At 61.4% G+C, this 17,505-nt stretch carries 10 protein-coding genes; 4 read left to right on the forward strand and 6 right to left on the reverse strand.

The window, feature by feature from the left end:
• Positions 1–23 precede the first annotated feature (23 nt).
• Positions 24–3,524 (reverse strand): chromosome segregation protein SMC, encoded by a 3,501-nt coding sequence (smc, locus tag B1781_RS15715; protein ID WP_078120564.1) that lies wholly within the window; start codon positions 3,522–3,524, stop codon positions 24–26.
• A 193-nt stretch (positions 3,525–3,717) separates the two neighbouring features.
• On the opposite strand from smc, the gene queF reads away from it, so the two are divergent.
• Together queF and B1781_RS15725 are read left to right on the forward strand one after the other, a co-directional pair.
• Positions 3,718–4,107, forward strand: a complete 390-nt coding sequence (gene queF, locus B1781_RS15720) for a preQ(1) synthase (RefSeq protein WP_078120565.1) — start codon at positions 3,718–3,720, stop codon at positions 4,105–4,107.
• A gap of 8 nt (positions 4,108–4,115) precedes the next feature.
• Positions 4,116–5,435, forward strand: a complete 1,320-nt coding sequence (locus B1781_RS15725; RefSeq protein ID WP_125932123.1) for an FGGY-family carbohydrate kinase — start codon at positions 4,116–4,118, stop codon at positions 5,433–5,435.
• On the opposite strand, the gene prsT is transcribed toward B1781_RS15725, so the two are convergent.
• From prsT to B1781_RS15745, 4 genes are all read right to left on the reverse strand, one after another.
• The gene (prsT, locus tag B1781_RS15730) at positions 5,432–8,221 is read right to left on the reverse strand and encodes an XrtA/PEP-CTERM system TPR-repeat protein PrsT (RefSeq protein ID WP_078120567.1); all 2,790 of its coding nucleotides are present in this window, start codon (positions 8,219–8,221) and stop codon (positions 5,432–5,434) included. The genes B1781_RS15725 and prsT overlap by 4 nt on opposite strands.
• Before the next feature lie 228 nt (positions 8,222–8,449).
• Positions 8,450–9,811 carry a PEP-CTERM-box response regulator transcription factor gene (gene prsR, locus B1781_RS15735; RefSeq protein WP_078120568.1) on the reverse strand — a complete coding sequence of 454 codons (1,362 nt, stop codon included), beginning with the start codon at positions 9,809–9,811 and terminating at the stop codon, positions 8,450–8,452.
• 37 nt (positions 9,812–9,848) lie between these two features.
• Positions 9,849–11,927, reverse strand: a complete 2,079-nt coding sequence (gene prsK, locus B1781_RS15740) for an XrtA/PEP-CTERM system histidine kinase PrsK (RefSeq protein WP_078120569.1) — start codon at positions 11,925–11,927, stop codon at positions 9,849–9,851.
• Positions 11,928–12,060: 133 nt separating this feature from the next.
• On the reverse strand, positions 12,061–13,452 hold the full coding sequence (locus tag B1781_RS15745; RefSeq protein WP_334223751.1) for a TIGR03013 family XrtA/PEP-CTERM system glycosyltransferase: 1,392 nt from the start codon (positions 13,450–13,452) through the stop codon (positions 12,061–12,063).
• A gap of 202 nt (positions 13,453–13,654) precedes the next feature.
• Between B1781_RS15745 and tviB the strand changes: the two genes are divergently transcribed.
• On the forward strand, positions 13,655–14,926 hold the full coding sequence (gene tviB / locus B1781_RS15750; protein ID WP_078120570.1) for a Vi polysaccharide biosynthesis UDP-N-acetylglucosamine C-6 dehydrogenase TviB: 1,272 nt from the start codon (positions 13,655–13,657) through the stop codon (positions 14,924–14,926).
• A gap of 24 nt (positions 14,927–14,950) precedes the next feature.
• Entirely contained in the window at positions 14,951–15,958 is a 1,008-nt protein-coding gene (locus tag B1781_RS15755) for an NAD-dependent epimerase (protein WP_078120571.1), read from the forward strand.
• A 73-nt stretch (positions 15,959–16,031) separates the two neighbouring features.
• On the opposite strand, the gene thrC is transcribed toward B1781_RS15755, so the two are convergent.
• Positions 16,032–17,504 (reverse strand): threonine synthase, encoded by a 1,473-nt coding sequence (thrC, locus tag B1781_RS15760; protein ID WP_078120572.1) that lies wholly within the window; start codon positions 17,502–17,504, stop codon positions 16,032–16,034.
• Position 17,505: the final 1 nt, after the last annotated feature.

Here is a 17,505-nt window from a genome sequence, read left to right on the forward strand (position 1 = left end):
TCGGATTCGGCCGGTACGCACCCTTAAACCGCGGCAAGCGCCGCCGCTTCTTCCACATCGACTGAGACCAATCGCGACACGCCGGGTTCATGCATCGTAACCCCGCTGAGTTGATTGGCGATCTCCATCGTGACCTTGTTATGGGTGATGAATATGAACTGTACGTGCTCGGACATTTCCTTGACCAGCGACGAGTAACGACCGACGTTGGCGTCATCCAGCGGCGCATCAACCTCGTCGAGCATACAGAACGGTGCCGGATTCAGGCGGAAGATCGCGAACACCAGTGCCACCGCGGTCAATGCCTTCTCACCGCCGGACAACAGGTGAATGCTGCTGTTGCGCTTGCCGGGCGGGCGGGCCATAACGGTCACGCCGGTGTCGAGCAGGTCTTCGCCGGTCAGTTCCAGGTAGGCATGACCGCCACCGAACAGTTTCGGAAACAGCTCTTTGAACCCGCTGTCGACACGGTCGAAGGTTTCTTTGAAACGCGTGCGCGTCTCGCGGTCGATTTTGCGAATCGCCTCTTCGAGCGTCGCCAGCGATTTACTGACGTCTTCGTGCTGGCTGTCGAGATAGGCCATACGCTCGCTCTGTTCCTTGAACTCGTCGATCGCCGCCAGGTTGATCGGCCCGAGCCGCTGGATGCGATTCGCCAGTTCTTCAGCGCGTTGCTGCCAGGCCTGCACGCTCGCCTCTTCGGCCATCTCTTCGTGCAGCTGGGCACGCTCAAAGCCGGTCTCAGCGAGCTGCTCTTCGAGCGTTTTGCTGCGTACCATTATCTCTTGGCGTGCCATGCGGGCCTGATCGAGGCGTGAGCGCTCGTCCTGCACGCGCTGCTCGACCTGGTGACGTGATTGATCGTGTTCGCGCAGCTGATGGTCGATCGCTTCCAGATGCTTGCGCGCCTCGGTCAGTTGCGTCTCGACGCCTGAACGTTCCTGCAACTGGCTCTCGAGTTTCGCCTGTTGTTCGCCGATCGGCGCCTTGCTGGAGTCGAGGCTGGTCTCGAGATCGCCGCAACGCTGTTGCAGTTGCTCGAGCTGTTGCTGCATGCGGTCGATGCCGTTACGCAACGAGTCTTCCGAGGTGCGCATCGATTCGACGCGCAGGGCAATCTCGTGCACCTTGTTGCGCGCCTCGCTCGCCGCACTGCGCGCATGGTCGAGCACGCCGCGCAGCTCGTCGCGCTTGGCCACGTACTGATCGCGCTGGTTGCCGAGGTCTTCTATCGAGGCCAGCGCTGCATGCAGGCGGCTACGCGCCTCCTCCATGTCGCTGTTACCCTGCTCGATCTGCTGACGCAGTTCTTCGGCGTCGCTCTCCAACCCTTCGAGTCGGTGCCGGATCTGCTCTGCGCGCGCCTGTTTGCCGCTCAGCAGTGCGCGCACCTCGGACACCACGCGTTGCGCGGCTTCGAGTTCACGCTGCTGTGTCTCACGCGCCTGCTCGGCCTCGACCAGGGCCTCGCGATCGAGCGCCAGTTGGTCGGCCAGTTCGTGAACACGCGGTTCGAGTTCTTCCTGGCGTTGCTGCAGATCGCGAATCTCCTGTTCGCGCGCCAGCACGCCGGCCTGCGCATCGCTGCCACGCTGCAGGCTGACCCAGCCGCGACCGACACGGATGCCGTCGGGCGTCACCAGGCTCTCGCCCGGATTGAGCTGGCCACGCCGCGACAATGCCTCGTCGAGACTGTCGGCGACATAGATGGCATTGAGCAGATGCACCAGGGGACCGGGGCCCTGGGCCACTTCGGCCAGCGTACCCGGCTTGGCGGCAACATTGTCGCCGTTGGCCTCGAACAGCGTCAGCACACCGCTATCGAGTTGCGCGAGCTGCGCCGCCGATGCGTCGACGCGATCGACCATGACCGCCTGCAGCTGCTCAGCCAACACCACCTCGACCGCCTGCTGCCAACGATCCGACACCTGCAAACGTTCCAGCAGCCGCTGTGCCTGGTCGAGCCCCTGGTTGCGCAGCCAGTCAGCGACGTCTTTGTCACCTTCGCCGCGCGCCGCCTGCTGCAGTGCATGCAACGAGGCGAGGCGTCCCTTGAGCGTCTCCAACTCTGAGCGCGAGGCGGCCAGTTCTTCCTGCGACTGCTGGTTGCGTTCACGCAACTCGGCAATCGATTGCACGCGCATCTCAACCTGCTGACGCAGCGTGCCCAACCCGGCTTCGCCTTCGGATTCGCGGCGCAACAGTTCAGTGATCTCGGCCTGCAGCGACACGTCGGACAGGTTCTGACGCTCTTCGTCGACGCGCGCGAGACGGCGCTTGATCTGCACCTCTTGCTGTTCGAGGTGGTTGATGCGGGTACGTTCGACCTGCGCCTGCTGCGCCGGCTCATTGGCCCGCTGGTTGAAACTGTCCCAGTCGTTCTGCCAGGACTGCATCGCGGCCTCGGCTTCCTGCAACTGCTGTGCGGTTTCGTCGGCCCGCGCACGCGACTCTTCGAGCATCGGCTGGTCGCGCTCGAGTTCGCCGGCAAGTTGCGCGAGTTTGCTGCTGTCCTGCTCGCTCAGCGACATCGCCTGTTGCAAGGAGCGACGTGCCTGCTCGAGATCTGCCTCTTGCTGGCGACGCGCCTCACGCGCGTATTGGATCGATTCTTCGAGGCGCGCAATCTCCGAGCCGATCGCGTAGTAACGGCCCTGGATCTCGTTGAAGGCATCGTTCGACTCGGAATGCGCCGCCCGCTGCTCCTCGATTTGCGCCTCGAGATTGCGCTGATTGGCGATGGCCGCCTCGAGCTTGTTTTCCTGTTCGGCGATCGTACGGTCGCGCTTTTCGATATCACCGAGCATCTCGTCGAGACGCAGCACCAGCAGCTCGGCGCGAACCCGCCGTTCCTCTTCGCGGTACGATTTGTACTTCTGCGCAGTCGCCGACTGGCGCTCGAGATGGCGCAGTTGTTTCTGCACCTCTTCGCGCAGGTCGTCGAGGCGTTCGAGGTTCTCGCGGGTGTGCGAAATGCGGTTTTCGGTCTCGCGGCGGCGCTCCTTGTACTTGGAGATGCCGGCCGCCTCCTCGAGGTAGACACGCAGATCTTCCGGGCGCGCCTCGATGATGCGCGAGATCATGCCCTGCTCGATGATCGAATAGCTGCGCGGCCCGAGTCCCGTACCGAGAAACAGGTCGGTGATGTCGCGACGGCGGCAACGCACGCCGTTGAGGAAATACAACGATTGACCGTCGCGCGACACCTGGCGCTTGACCGAGATCTCGGCGTACTGCGCGTACTGACCGCCGGCGCTACCGTCCGAGTTGTCGAACACCAGTTCGATGGTTGCGGTGCCGACCGGCTTGCGGCTGCTCGAGCCGTTGAAGATGACATCCGCCATCGACTCGCCGCGCAGCATTTTGGCCGAGCTCTCACCCATGACCCAGCGCACGGCATCGATCACGTTCGACTTGCCGCAGCCGTTCGGTCCGACGATGCCAACGAGGTTACTGGGGAATAGTACGGTGGTCGGGTCGACAAAGGATTTGAAGCCCGCCAGTTTTATTTTTTCCAGACGCATGGCGGGCAAAGATACAGGATGGATCGGCGCCGACACAAGCAACAAACACCGGTGCGAAAACGGTGCCGATAACTGGCTTCATCCGCATGAAAAACAACGGTTTTCCAAGAAAAGCACGGGCATTTTCCTGCCCCCGGCAGCAGGTGGTCACGTATAATCCGCGGCAATTTGCGAACCAATACCAGGAATCATCATGTCCACCCGACCCAGTAAAGAACTGGAGACCTTCGACAACCCGCGCCCGGAGCGCGACTACACCATCCGTATCCGCATGCCCGAGTTCACCTGCCTGTGCCCCAAAACCGGCCAGCCGGACTTCGCGACTCTGCACCTCGAATATGTCCCGGCCGAGCGCTGCGTCGAGCTCAAATCGCTGAAACTGTACATCTGGTCGTTCCGTGACGAAGGCGCCTTCCACGAGGACGTCACCAACCAGATCCTCGACGATCTGGTGCGTGCCACTAGCCCCCGCTTCATGCGCCTGACGGCGGAGTTCAACGTGCGTGGCGGCGTCTACACCAACGTGGTCGCCGAACACCGCGCCGACGACTGGGTCGCGCCAGCCCCCGTACAGTTGCCCTGACCCCGACATTGCCCGAACCGAGCACGACGGCGAACGCCTATCTGGGCATCGACCTGGGGACATCCGGCTGTCGTGCCATCGTGATCGACGACAACGCTGCTGTGGTCGCCGAGTCGCGGGCCGCACTCCCCCCTTCCGAACACCCGGCCGATGGCGCCGCAGAGCAGTCGCCGGAAGACTGGTGGCAGGCGGTTCGGCAGGTCGTGCAAACGGTTATTGCGAACGTACCGCAGCGCATCCGCGCCTTGAGCATCGACGGCACCTCGTCATCGGTGCTGGTGTGCGACCGACGAGGCGAGCCGCTCACCCCCGCCCTGATGTACAACGACCGCCAGGCGCTGGCCGAGGCACGCGCGCTCGCCGGCATTGCCCCGCTCGACAGCGCCGCCCAGGGACCGACCTCGGCGTTGGCAAAGGCGTTGCGGCTTATCGAACGCACGCCACGTGAGCGCATAGCCTACGTGCACCACCAAGCCGACTGGATTGCCGCCTGTTTCACGCGGCAGTTCGGCATTGCAGACGAAAACAACGTGCTCAAACTGGGCTACGACGTGGTGCACCGCCGGTGGCCGGACTGGATGGACGAACTGCCGATAGATCGTGACTGGTTACCGCGCGTGATACCGGTCGGCTCGCGCATCGGCGTGATCGACCCGCACGTTGCCGACGAAGTCCACCTGCCGCGCGACCTGGTCGTCGTGGCGGGCACAACCGACAGCAATGCGGCGGCGTTGGCCGCCGGCGCCGACGCGGTGGGAGATGCCGTCACCTCGCTGGGCAGCACCTTGGTGTTGAAGGTGGTCTCCGAACGCCCTGTGTACTCGGCAGCAGACGGCATCTACAGTCATCGCCTGGGCGATCGATGGCTGGTTGGCGGCGCCTCGAACTGCGGCGGCGCCGTGCTGCGTCAGCATTTCACCGATGCGCGGCTGGCCGAGCTGAGCGAACGCATTGATCCTAATACGCCGACAGGTCTGGACTACTATCCCCTGCCCGCCACCGGCGAACGATTTCCGACAGCCGACCCCGGCAAACGACCGGTGCTCTCGCCGCGCCCGGACGATGATGCCGTGTTCCTGCAAGCCATGCTGGAAGGCATCGCAGCGATCGAAGCACAAGGGTACCGCCGACTGCAGGCACTCGGTGCGCCGTACCCTTGCCGGGTGCAAACCAGTGGTGGTGGCGCCGTCAACACGGCATGGCAGCAGATTCGTGCACGTTTTCTTGGCGTACCGGTAACGCCAGCCGCGCACACTGAGGCGGCCTACGGTATGGCATTGCTCGCGCGCCGCGGATATATCGCAGCGCGCGAGCAGAGCGAGAACTAGCCGCGCAGTTTGCCGAGCAGCGCCCGTGCATCCTTCTCGATCGCCGATCCGGCATGCTCACGCAGAATGCGTTCGAGTACCGGTCGGGCTTCGGCATCGCGGTTGAGCGCGTGCAGCGCCTCGGCAACGTGCAGCGCAATCTCGGCGTTGTTCGGCGCGATAACCAGCGCCTGCTGCAACGCAGCCAGACCATCATTGCGTTTGCCGGTCTGGAACAGCACCCAGCCATAAGTGTCGATGATCTCGGGGCTGTCGGATGCCATCTGGTAGGCGCGCGTCGCGTATTCCTCAGCACGCTTGTCGCGTTTTTGCAGATAAAGCCACGCCATGTTGTTCAGGATGACCGAATTCGCCTGTCCGTGCTTGATCGCGTTTTCATACGCCAGCAAGGCCCCCGTCGTATCGCCGACCTGCTGCTGAAACACACCGAGGTTGGCCCAGGTCGCGCCATCCGTCGGATGCTTGTCGAGCCAGTCCTGCAGCACCTCTACGGCTTTGTCGTTGTCTCCGGTTGCAACATAGGCACTGGCAAGTAGATTGACCCTGCGGGTGTCGCCTTCGATCGCAATCGCCGCCTCCAGCGCCTCGGTCGCACGTTCGGTATTTCCCTGGCCACGGTACGCGGCAGCCTCGAGGTCATAGCCGAACACGCGCTGAGGGAACTTTTCCTTCAAGGTCTGCGCGAGTTCCAGCGCTGCGTCGTAGCGGCGGTCACGCAACTCCAGTTCGCCAAGGCCAACCCAGACGACCGGCACCTTGTATTCCGGATCGAGTTCGGTCGCCTTGGCGAAACTCTCGCGTGCAGCGGCCAGATCATTGGACGCAGCCTGTGCCCTGGCCAGCTGGAACCAGGCCTCCATTGACTTAGGCTGTTGCTCGGTGAGCGTCCGCAGCGTGTGGATCGCGCTGCTGTAATCGCCGCTTTGCAGCTGCGCCATACCACGCAGGCGCAACACGGCGGGCAGTTCGGCCTGCTCGGCCGGCAGTCCGCTGAGCAGATTGGTGGCCTTGAGTCCCTCGTTGCGGCGCAGATACAGCTCGGCCAACACCACCTTCGGCTGCAAGGCCTGCGGGTTCGCATCATTGGCGCGACGCAGCCAGGCCTCGGCCTGCTCAGCATCGTTGGCACTTTGCGCGAGCGCCGCCAGCCCCATCATCGCACCGATGTGTTTGGCATCTTTCGCCAGCACGTCTTCATAGGCCTTCTTGGCTGCACCCGGATCGTTCGTCAGCAAGCCCAGGCGCGCGAGGTTCATGTGGGCAACGAGAAACTTGGGGTCCTTTTCCAGGGCGCGTTCGAAGCGCTGCTTGGCTTCGGTAAAATTACTCTGCGCCAGGTAAGCCAGGCCGGTCAGATTGAACGGAATCGGGCTATCCGACATGCGCTCTTCCAGCCCTTCGGAGGCCGCGATTGCCTTGTCGAACTCCTTCTTGTTGAGGTAACTGAGTACCAGCAGCACGTCGGCCTGGACCACGTCCTGCCCCAGGGCCACCGCCGATTCGAGCTGATCGATCGCAGCAGCGGTGTCCCCGCTGGCGATCTTGCCCACGGCCAATTGGGTGCGCAGCATCGCCTGCTCGGGGTCCAGCTCTACCGCACGCTCGATCAATGCGGCACCTTTCGAATTCTCACCCGTCTGCAGGTAGGCGGTACCCAGCAGGGCCAGCAACTGCGCGTCGCGCGTCGCCTCGCTGACCACCGGCGCCAGGGCCTTCACCGCACGCTGCGGATCACGCAACTTGATTCGCGCCGCGCCCACCAGTTTCGCGATCTGCGGGTTATTTGGATTGCTCGACAATACGCGGCTCAGGTACTCGTCGGCGATCGTGAACTCATTGCGCGCATAGCTGACGACGCCATACATCAATTGCGCCTGCAGACTCGATGGCGTAACCCGCAACAGCGCCTGCAGCTCGTCGGAGGCACGGTCATAGTCGCCTTCCTGGAACGACACCAAGGCTTGCAGGTAATTCACCGCCGGAAGATCGGCTGCGATGGTGTGCAATACCTCGAGGTCCTTCTTGGCATTGTCGACATCGCGCTGGGCGATGTGCACCAGCGCCTGCCCGATGTAGGCACGGGCGTTGCGCGGCGATTCATCAATCGCACGCTTGTAGTCGACCAAGGCATCGTCGAGCCGACGCAGGCGGCGCATCAGATCACCGCGCGCCAGGCGACTTTCGACGTGTGCCGGATGCTCAAGCAGCACCTTGTTGAGCTGCTCCAGTGCCTGCTCCTCCTGGCGCTGACTGAGCAGTATCTGTGCCTTACCGAGACGCGCCATCGGATTGCCGCGATCGAGCGCCAAGGCCTTGTCGTACTCGCCCTGGGCTTCCTCGATCTGGCCGGTGGCAAGATTTGCATTGCCGCGCAGCGCAATCAGTTCGGCGCGCTGTTTATTGTCCAGATCACCTTCGGCGGTGACTTCTTTCAGAACCGCATCGAACTGACCCTGCAACATCAACGCACGTGCGTAGCCCGGCAACCACAACTTCTCCGCTGCCCCCAGATCACGCGCCCGGCCGAACTCTTTGGCGGCTGCCGGACCATCCCCCCCGCGCAGATAAAGAGAACCCAGCATGACCCGCGCCTGCACATTGGTCGGGTCCTCCTGCAGAGCGTTTTTCAGCTGGATCACCGCGGCCTTGATTTCGCCCTTCTGCACGAACTCCTTCGCCTCGGCCAGGTATTCGTCGACCGATGCCGCCGTCACAACGACCGGGGCGGTCAACATCGACACTAGCGCGAGCGTGGCCAGACAGCGTTTCGCGGGGTGAGACTTCATTCGGTATGCTCCTTATCGTCGTGGGCTTCGCGGCCAGACGACCATCATACGTCTTCAAGTTGACAGTGGCCTTCACGCGTCACGCACCTTCGTAGCATGTTGCGTTTCAGGCTGTTTGAATTTTGCTAAGTTTCCCGGCGCGCCGGCGACAGGCGTACCGTCACCGGGAGTTTTATCGTTTATCGCGATCGGGCAATGAGATGGCAGGTCGGGCTTCCACCCGGCAAATCAGTCGCCGATGCCGTATTTTTTCATCAGATTGTACAGCGTCGGACGGGTGACCCCCAGCAATTCGGCGGTTTTTGAGACATTGCCTTCAGTCCGCGTCAAGGCACGCAAGATGGCCTGAGATTCGGCCTTTTCCCTGACTTCGCGTAGATTGAACGGTTCGACGTCGGCACCCTCGGTCTGTCCCGGCAGTTCGAGATCCTCGAGCGACACCTGGTTGCCGTCGGCCATGATCACGGCGCGTTTGACGCGGTTTTCCAGTTCGCGCACGTTGCCGGGCCAGTTATAGGCCTCGATCGCCTCGATCGCCTGTGTCGTGAAACCCTTGACCGGCCGCTTGAGTTGTTCGGCGAAGCGTTCGAGAAACGCCCGCGCCAACAACAAGGTATCGCCCTGGCGATCGCGTACCGGCGGCACTCTGATCGTCGCCTCATTGATGCGGTAGTAGAGATCTTCGCGAAAATCGCCGCTCGTGATCAGTTCGGGCAGATCGCGGTGCGTTGCACAGATCACTCTGACATCGACCGGGATCTCGGAGCGGCCACCGATCCGTTCGATCACCCTTTCCTGCAGGAAACGCAACAGTTTGGCTTGCAGTGGCTGCGGCAGGTCGCCGACCTCATCGAGAAACAGGATGCCGCCGTTGGCGACTTCGATCTTACCGGGGGTCGTTTTCGCCGCACCGGTGAACGCGCCTTTCTCGTAGCCGAACAGCTCGCTTTCGAGCAGTGCTTCCGGAATCGCGGCGCAGTTGATCGCCACCAGGCGCTTGTCGCGTCGATCGCTGAGATTGTGCAGCGCCTTGACCACAACCTCTTTGCCGGTGCCGCTCTCGCCGAGAATCAGGGTCGACACATCGGTCGGCGCCAGTTTCTCGATGGTTTTGCAGACCTTGAGCATCTCCGGGCTGGAGGCAAGCAGGCCGTCGAGCGGCGAGGCGCCGTGCGAGGTCTGCAGTCGGCGGTTTTCCTGTTCTATCTGGTAGAGACGTGCACCGCGTTGGATGGTGATGCCGAGCAGATCCGGATCGATCGGCTTTTCGAAGAAATCGTAGGCGCCCATCGCAATCGCACGCATCGCATTGGTGCGATCGTTGTGGCCGGTCACCACGATCACCTTGGTATCCGGCGCCAGTGACAGGATCTCTTCGAGCAGACCGAAACCTTCCGAGACACCGCCGGGGTCCGGCGGCAAGCCGAGATCGAGCGTGACGACCGGCGGCTCGAGACGGCGCAGATGCGCCAAGGCGCCGGCACGATCTTCGGCGACCGCCACGTCGAAGTTTTCGAAACTCCATTTCAACTGACTTTGCAGACCCGGATCGTCTTCGACGATCAGGAGCTTGTCTTTTGCTTCAGCCACTGGGCACTACCCTTTTGTTTTGTCGTCCACTGATCGACTATCCGACCGGCTGCTCGGCGAGCGGCAGCATGATGCGGAATGTTGTCCCTCTTCCCGGCATGCTTTCGACATCGATCTGCCCGCCGAGCGCCGAGATAACCTCGCGACACTCGTAGGCACCGATGCCCATGCCCGTCAAACCTTTGGTGGAATCAAACGGCCGGAACAGGCGGGTCTTGATGAAATCTTCATCCATGCCGCTGCCCGTATCGCGAACCTCCACTATAGCTTGGTCGTCATTGATGCGCAGCCCGAGGTCAATGCGGCCATCCGGCGGCGTGGCATCCTGGGCGTTCTGCACGACGTGGCCGAAGACCGACGACAAACGATCGGGTTCCGCGGAGACGTAAGCCACGTCGACCTCGGTATGAAAGCTGGGCGCTGGTTTTCCACTCGATTTCGCTGCTACTACGTCGCGCAATTCATCCACCAGGTTGATGGTGCGGTTCTCGCCGGTCACATCCGCGCTCTTCAACTGCACCATCAGGCGGTTCATCTTGTTGACCGCGTTTTCGATCGTCCGGATCGCATCGTCGACGAATTCCGGATTGTGTTTGTGCTTCGCCGCGTTCTTCGCGACCAACGACAACTGCGCGATCAGGTTCTTCAAATCGTGCATGACGAACGCCGAAAGTCGATTGAAGCCCTCGAACTGGCGCGCTTCGGCGAGCGCTTCGGCCGCCTGATTTAGCGCCAGGTAGCTCGCTGCCTGCATGCCGACCGTCTTGAGCAGATCGAGGTTCTCCCAGTTTATCGACTGAGGTGCACGCGGCTGAAGCAGCATGACGAAGCCGAGTAGACGTTCGTCGTGAATCAGGGGCACGACCAGCCAGGTTTCGGGATCGTCGAGGATCCAGTCGGGCAAGATCAAGTCGCCGTATACATCCGGGTCGGTACGATATTCGTCGAGGTTGATCACCCAGCGCTGCGTCTCCATGAACGGCGCCATGGGTTCGCTGGCGTCAAACGAGGGTTCGCCTTCGATCGGTGCATTGAACCGTGCCTTATAACGGTACTCACCTTTCTCGTTGCGCAACCACAGCACGCCGCCGGAACTCTCGACGATCTCGGCCAGGGCCCAGATCACGCGTTCGCTCAGCGGCATCTCGACGCTCTTGCCCGCGAGCAGACCGATTACACGCAGCCACTCTTCGCGATAGTCGTAGCGATAACTGAAAAAGTGCTTGTTGAAGAAAACCTTGGTGCGGGCGCGAAACTGGCCTGAAAACAGCAACGCCACGAGCACGATGATCGCGCCGAACAGGAAGGCGATCTGCAATACGCCGCCCCATTCCCCGCCGTACAGCTTGATGTAGTAACCGGCCAGTCCCATCAACAACATGTACAGGCCGGCGCTGAACAGCGTGGTCGAGTGCAGCACCATGCGGCGCGACATGAACACCGGCAGGTTCCATTCGGGATTGCGGGCCGCAGTGATGCCGATCATCGGAATGACCATCGCGTTGACATAGCCGCGTGCCGACCAGATCGAGGCGTCGAGGCGTCCGAACAACAAGGCATCGGTATACAGGTAGAAATCGAAGACGAAAACGGCGCCGAGACCGAAACACAGGTACTTGATACCCCAGCGTTGCTCTACCGGCGTGTTGCGGAACAACTGTTCGACCAGGGCCAGGCCCAACACCACCAGCAGCAACTGACCGATCAGCGAAAAGTCGCGCTTGATCGCGGTCGGTTCGAGATACGACAGCAGTTGCGAGATATCCACCAGCATCACCAGCATCAGGAAACCGAGCACCAGGCAACCGAGCCGCACATAACTGAGCATGCGCATGTAGATCGCGTTGCCGCTGGCAAAGGGCTTCAACAGGTGGAGCAGGAAGAAGATCCACAGCAGGTTGCGCACGACCTCGCTGGCCCACACCAGGTCGAGCGCCGGTATCTCGAAATGCGCGTGACTGGCCGCACCCAGGCTCCACAACGCCGAACCGGCCACTGCGAGCATCAGTTGCGAGCCCTGGAAGCGCGCCCGCCAGCCGGTCAACAACAACAGGAACAGTAGGAAGAAGGCGATCCCCGCCAGCCCGTAACCGTAGAACGAGAGCTGATTGATCATGTCGTGCCGGCCCGGCGGATCAACTCGAGGGAACGAGGCGTTTGAACATCGGGCGATTGATGCAGGCGAGAAACAGACAGGTCGACGAGACGGGCATACGACGCGACACTGGCCGATCCGCACGCCATGGCGACTAGTGCGCGCCCTTGCCCCACAACACCACCTCGACCGTCTCGAGCAGAATGATCAGGTCCAAAAAGGCGCTGGCATTCTTGACGTAGTACAGGTCGAACTCCAGCTTGTTGCGCGCATCATCGATTGTGGCGCCATAGGGGTAACACAGCTGCGCCCAGCCGGTCAGCCCCGGCTTGACCCGGTGCCGCTCGCTATAGAATGGAATCTCCTTCTCCAGTTGCTCGACGAACTCCGGCCGCTCAGGACGCGGGCCCACCAGGCTCATCTCGCCCATCAGCACGTTGAACACCTGCGGGAGTTCGTCCAGGCGCGTCTTTCTAATGAAGGCGCCGACGCGCGTGATCCGGCTGTCGTTCTTGGTCGCCCAGCGCGCCACACCGTCCGCCTCGGCGTCGGTGCGCATGCTGCGGAATTTGTGTACGCGGAACGTCTCGCCGTTCAGGCCGACGCGCGTCTGGTGAAACAGGATCGGGCCGCGCCCCCCACTCTCGATCTTGATCGCCGCGGCGACCAGCAGCATCAACGGCCATGACAGGGAAAAGATCAGGATGCCGACCGCAAGATCCAGCACCCGCTTCGACGACTGCGCCAGGCCGCTGAGGCGAAATCCTTCGGAAAAGAAGATCCAGCTCGGGTGCAGCACGTCCAGCTTGATCCGCGAGGTCTCCTTTTCGAAGAAGCTCAGCAGATCGAGCACCATGGTGCCCGACATCTTGCAGTCGAGAATCTCGTCGACCGGCAGGCGCAGGCGGCGGTCGTCCGGCGCCACGACGATCTCGTCGACCTCGTAGTCCAGCACCATTTCCATCAAGCGGCGGTCGTGCGAGATACGCCGGTTGTCGGGAATATTCGCCTCTTCTTCGTTGACCGCGACGTAGCCGACGACGCGGAACCCAGGCTGTCCCGGCTCCAGCTCGGCGATCATCTGCGCCTGCCGGCCGGTGCCGACCACCAGCACATTGGTCGATTGCGTCTCGCTATGGGTAACCCGGAAGAACAGGGTGCGCAGGCCGAGTACCCCGACCAGCGTGAACAGCATCGTGTAGGCCATGACGCCGCGCCCGACGACCAGGTCGGGAAAGGCGTAGAAGACCACGCTCATCGCCACGCTTGCGATCAGGAAGCTCAAGCCCAGGCGCACCAGCAGGCCGGCGCCGAAGGGCAGGCCCCGCTGGTAGAGCCCTACCGAAACCATCGAGACGTTCATTGCCAAGGCGTAGGCGATCGCCGTGTACGACAGGGTTTCCGGGGTCTCGATAACCTTCGTATCGCCCATCGAGAACCGCATGTAGAACCCGGCGAGCAGCGAATAGAACATCACCAAGAACTCGACCACGCCAAGCACGAGATAGAGCTTGGAGACATAGTGGCCGAAAAGCCGGATCATCATGGCCGCAAGGATTCCTGGTTGCTGGTGACGGGCGCGCCGAGACTGACAAACCCGATCACGTTTATCAACCGAATAATAAAAATTTTCTCAATCGATTCACTCATAGGGTGGCTTCGTCTCGCCTGAAATCCCGCGGCAGGTTATCATCCCCGCGCCATCGCCAGCTTGGGCTGACCGCACGTAGAGGAAGGTTCTTCTCCCCATGAATGTCAAAGAAGCAAAAATCGCCGTCATCGGACTGGGCTACGTCGGCCTGCCGCTGGCGGTTGAATTCGCTAAGAAATTTCCAGTGGTGGGGTACGATATCAGTGTTCCGCGTATTACTGAACTGCGACAGGGAAAAGACAGCTCGCTCGAAGTCGAGCCCGAAGAACTGGCCTCGGTGTCGATGGCCTTCACCGAGCAAGTCGACGACATTCGCGACTGCAATGTTTTTATCATTACGGTCCCTACCCCGATCGACGACTACAAGAGCCCCGACCTTCGCCCCTTGATATCGGCCAGTCGCGACGTCGGTAAAGTCATCGGCAAGGGCGATGTCGTGATTTACGAATCCACCGTCTACCCCGGCGCCACCGAAGAAGACTGCATACCGGTCATCGAGCAGGCATCCGGATTGACGTTCAACCAGGATTTTTTTGCCGGCTACAGTCCCGAACGCATCAACCCGGGCGATAAGGAACACCGCGTCACCACCATTAAAAAGGTAACCTCGGGCTCGACGCCGGAGATCGCCGATTTCGTCGACGAGTTGTACGCCAGCATCATCACCGCCGGCACGCACAAGGCGAGCAGCATCAAGGTCGCCGAGGCGGCAAAGGTTATCGAGAACACCCAGCGCGACGTCAACATCGCGTTAGTGAATGAACTTTCACTTATCTTCGGCAAGCTCGGTATCGATACCGAAGAGGTGTTGAAGGCGGCCGGCACCAAGTGGAATTTCCTGCCGTTCCGTCCCGGGCTGGTCGGCGGCCACTGTATCGGTGTCGACCCCTATTACCTGACACACAAGGCGCAGGCGATCGGCTATCACCCGGCGATGATCCTCGCCGGCCGGCGCATCAACGACGGCATGGGCTCGCATGTGGCCGGTCGCGTGGTCAAGCTGATGCTGCAGCGCGGCCTCACGGTCAAAGGCGGGCGCGCACTGATCATGGGCCTGACGTTCAAGGAGAACTGCCCCGACCTGCGCAACACCCGGGTCACCGATATCATCGACGAACTGCAGAGCTACGGCATGCAGGTCGATGTCTGGGATCCATGGGTCAGCAGCGAAGAAGCGCAGCACGAGTACGGCATCACGCCCGTCGCCCAGCCGGATAGCGGTGCCTACAATGCGATCGTACTGGCTGTTGCACATCGTCAGTTCGCCGATATGGGCGCCGACGATATCCGCGCCCTCGGTGCCGAGAATGCGGTGTTGTTCGATGTGAAATACCTCTTCCCTGCCGCAGACACCGACGGCCGACTGTAAGCAGAAACCCACAGGATTGTTGTTATGCGAGTTTTGATTACCGGTAGTGCAGGCTTCATTGGATCGACCCTTGCCCTGCGCCTGCTCGAACGCGGTGACGAGGTCATCGGCGTCGATTGTCTCGACCCGTACTACGACGTAACGCTCAAAGAAGCGCGCTTGGCGCGCACGCTGGCCTACGACGGCTACACCGAGGTACGTGCACGCATCGAAGACCGTGAGGCCATGGCCGACGCCTTCGCCAAGTACCAGCCGCAGCGCGTGGTCAACCTCGCCGCCCAGGCGGGCGTGCGTTACTCGATCGAAAACCCTTACGCCTATATCGACAGCAACCTGGTGGGCTTCGGCAACATCCTGCAAGGCTGCCGCACCCACAACATCGAGCACCTGGTGTACGCATCCTCCAGCTCGGTGTATGGCTCGAACACCAATATGCCGTTCTCGGTGCACGACAATGTCGATCACCCGGTCAGCCTGTATGCGGCGACCAAGAAGGCCAATGAGCTGATGGCGCACACCTACAGCCACCTGTACAACCTGCCGACGACCGGCCTGCGCTTCTTCACCGTCTACGGCCCCTGGGGTCGTCCGGACATGGCGCTGTTCATGTTCACCAAGAACATCCTGGCGGGTAAATCGATCCCGGTGTTCAACTACGGCAAACACCGTCGCGACTTCACCTATATCGATGACATCGTCGAAGGCGTGATCCGCGTGCTCGATCAGCCGGCACAGCCGAACCCGGATTGGAACGGCGACGAACCCGACTCCGGCACCAGCCGCGCGCCCTACCGCCTGTACAACATCGGCAACAACAGCCCGGTCGAGCTGATGCACTACATCGAAACGCTGGAAAACTGCCTCGGCAAGAAGGCGGAGAAGGAACTGCTGCCGCTGCAGCCGGGCGACGTACCGGATACCTATGCCAACGTCGACGACCTGGTGAACGACCTGGGCTACAAGCCGGCGACCAGTGTCGAAGAAGGCGTGGCCAACTTCGTCAAATGGTATCGCGAGTACTACAACGTCTGACTGCGGGGCTACCTGACCGACCAAAAAAAACGGGGCTCTGCCCCGTTTTTTGTTGCCTTTTACCGATTCGCCGTCAGAGAAAGGCGAGCACTTCGCGCTCGATGTCGTCCTTGTCGATCACCGTATCCTGCACCACGGGCTTGTCGAACAACGCCTCGATCATCGGCGGGATCGGTGTATTGGCGGTGGCGGCGATCGACTTCAACGCATCGATATCGTGGCTGTCGACCTCACCGGTCAGCGCATGCGCGATGGTCGGCGAAAACTTGGTCCATTCCGCCGTCGAATAGACGATGCCAGGTAATGGTTTTTCACGACAGCTTGCATGCGCCTTGAAGCATGTCGCGGTATGTGGATCCATCAGGTAGCCGGTGTCGCGGAAGGTGTCGCGGATAGAGGTTTCGACCTCGCTATCATCGGCATAGTCGGCGGCGAACACGGCCTGCAACGCGGCCAACTCATCGCCCTTCAAACGGTATATGCGCTTCTGATCCAAGTCCGCCATCAACTCGCGGGTACGCTGCGCGCCGAACAGGTCAAAGAGAATGCGCTCGATGTTCGACGACTTGAGAATATCCATCGCCGGTGAGCTGGTGGCGATCACCGCCCGATCGCGCAGATCGTAGACGCCGGTACGGATCAAGTCGGTCAGCACGTTGTTGCTGTTCGACGAGATCAGGATCTTCTCGACCGGCAGGCCCATCTTCATCGCGTAATAGCCGCCGAGTGCGTTGCCGAAGTTGCCGCTCGGCACATTCAGGTAGACCTTGTCGCCCAGCGTGACCGCGCCCTGGCGCACCAGCTCAAGGTAGCTGTGGATGTGGTAGATCTGCTGAAAGATGATGCGGCCGAAATTGACTGAGTTCGCCGCCGACAAATGGATATGGCGTTCGCGCAAGGTGCCGCGAAACGCATCCGACGACAGCAAGGTCTTTAGCGCCGTTTGTGCGTCGTCGAAGTTGCCGTGGATGCCGATCACCTTCAGGTTGGCGGCATCTTCTGTCACCATCTGCAGGCGCTGCACATCCGAGGTGCCGCCATCCGGATACAGGCAGGCGACCCTCACGTTGGCGCGATCTTTAAAGGTCTCCAGCGTTGCCGGACCGGTATCGCCGCTGGTTGCCGCGAGGATCAGGTACTGCTCATTGCGTGCCTGCGCCAGGCTCGACAGCACCACGCCGAACGGCTGCAGCGCCATGTCTTTGAATGCCCGTGTCGGGCCGTGGTAAAGCTCGGTGACAAACAGATCGTCGCGCACCCGCACCACTGGAACAGGTTGGGCCGGGTCGTCGAAACCGTCGTAGAGGCTCAGCGCCGCATCGATGACCTCGGCGTCGATATCCAGTTCATAGGCATCGAGCACGGCGCGCGCCAGCGTCTTGTAGTCGCTGGACAGATGCGATCGAAGGAACGATTCACCGAGCTGTGGCAGGTATTCAGGGACGTAAATGCCGCCGAACGACGACATCGGGCTGAGAATGGCCTGGGAGAAGCTGACCGACGACGACCGCTTGCCGTCGTTGCCTCGGGTTTCGATGAAATTCATG

The organism is Thiosocius teredinicola, from assembly GCF_002009425.1.
Lineage (GTDB): Bacteria > Pseudomonadota > Gammaproteobacteria > Chromatiales > Chromatiaceae > Thiosocius > Thiosocius teredinicola.

Excerpts from the sequence above, each read along its gene's own strand:
- smc (WP_078120564.1), bottom strand. The coding sequence starts at position 3,524 with ATGCGTCTGGAAAAAATAAAACTGGCGGGCTTCAAATCCTTTGTCGAC.
- queF (WP_078120565.1), top strand. The coding sequence starts at position 3,718 with ATGTCCACCCGACCCAGTAAAGAACTGGAGACCTTCGACAACCCGCGC.
- prsT (WP_078120567.1), bottom strand. The coding sequence starts at position 8,221 with ATGAAGTCTCACCCCGCGAAACGCTGTCTGGCCACGCTCGCGCTAGTG.
- prsK (WP_078120569.1), bottom strand. The coding sequence starts at position 11,927 with ATGATCAATCAGCTCTCGTTCTACGGTTACGGGCTGGCGGGGATCGCC.
- B1781_RS15745 (WP_334223751.1), bottom strand. The coding sequence starts at position 13,452 with ATGATGATCCGGCTTTTCGGCCACTATGTCTCCAAGCTCTATCTCGTG.
- tviB (WP_078120570.1), top strand. The coding sequence starts at position 13,655 with ATGAATGTCAAAGAAGCAAAAATCGCCGTCATCGGACTGGGCTACGTC.
- B1781_RS15755 (WP_078120571.1), top strand. The coding sequence starts at position 14,951 with ATGCGAGTTTTGATTACCGGTAGTGCAGGCTTCATTGGATCGACCCTT.
- thrC (WP_078120572.1), bottom strand. The coding sequence starts at position 17,504 with ATGAATTTCATCGAAACCCGAGGCAACGACGGCAAGCGGTCGTCGTCG.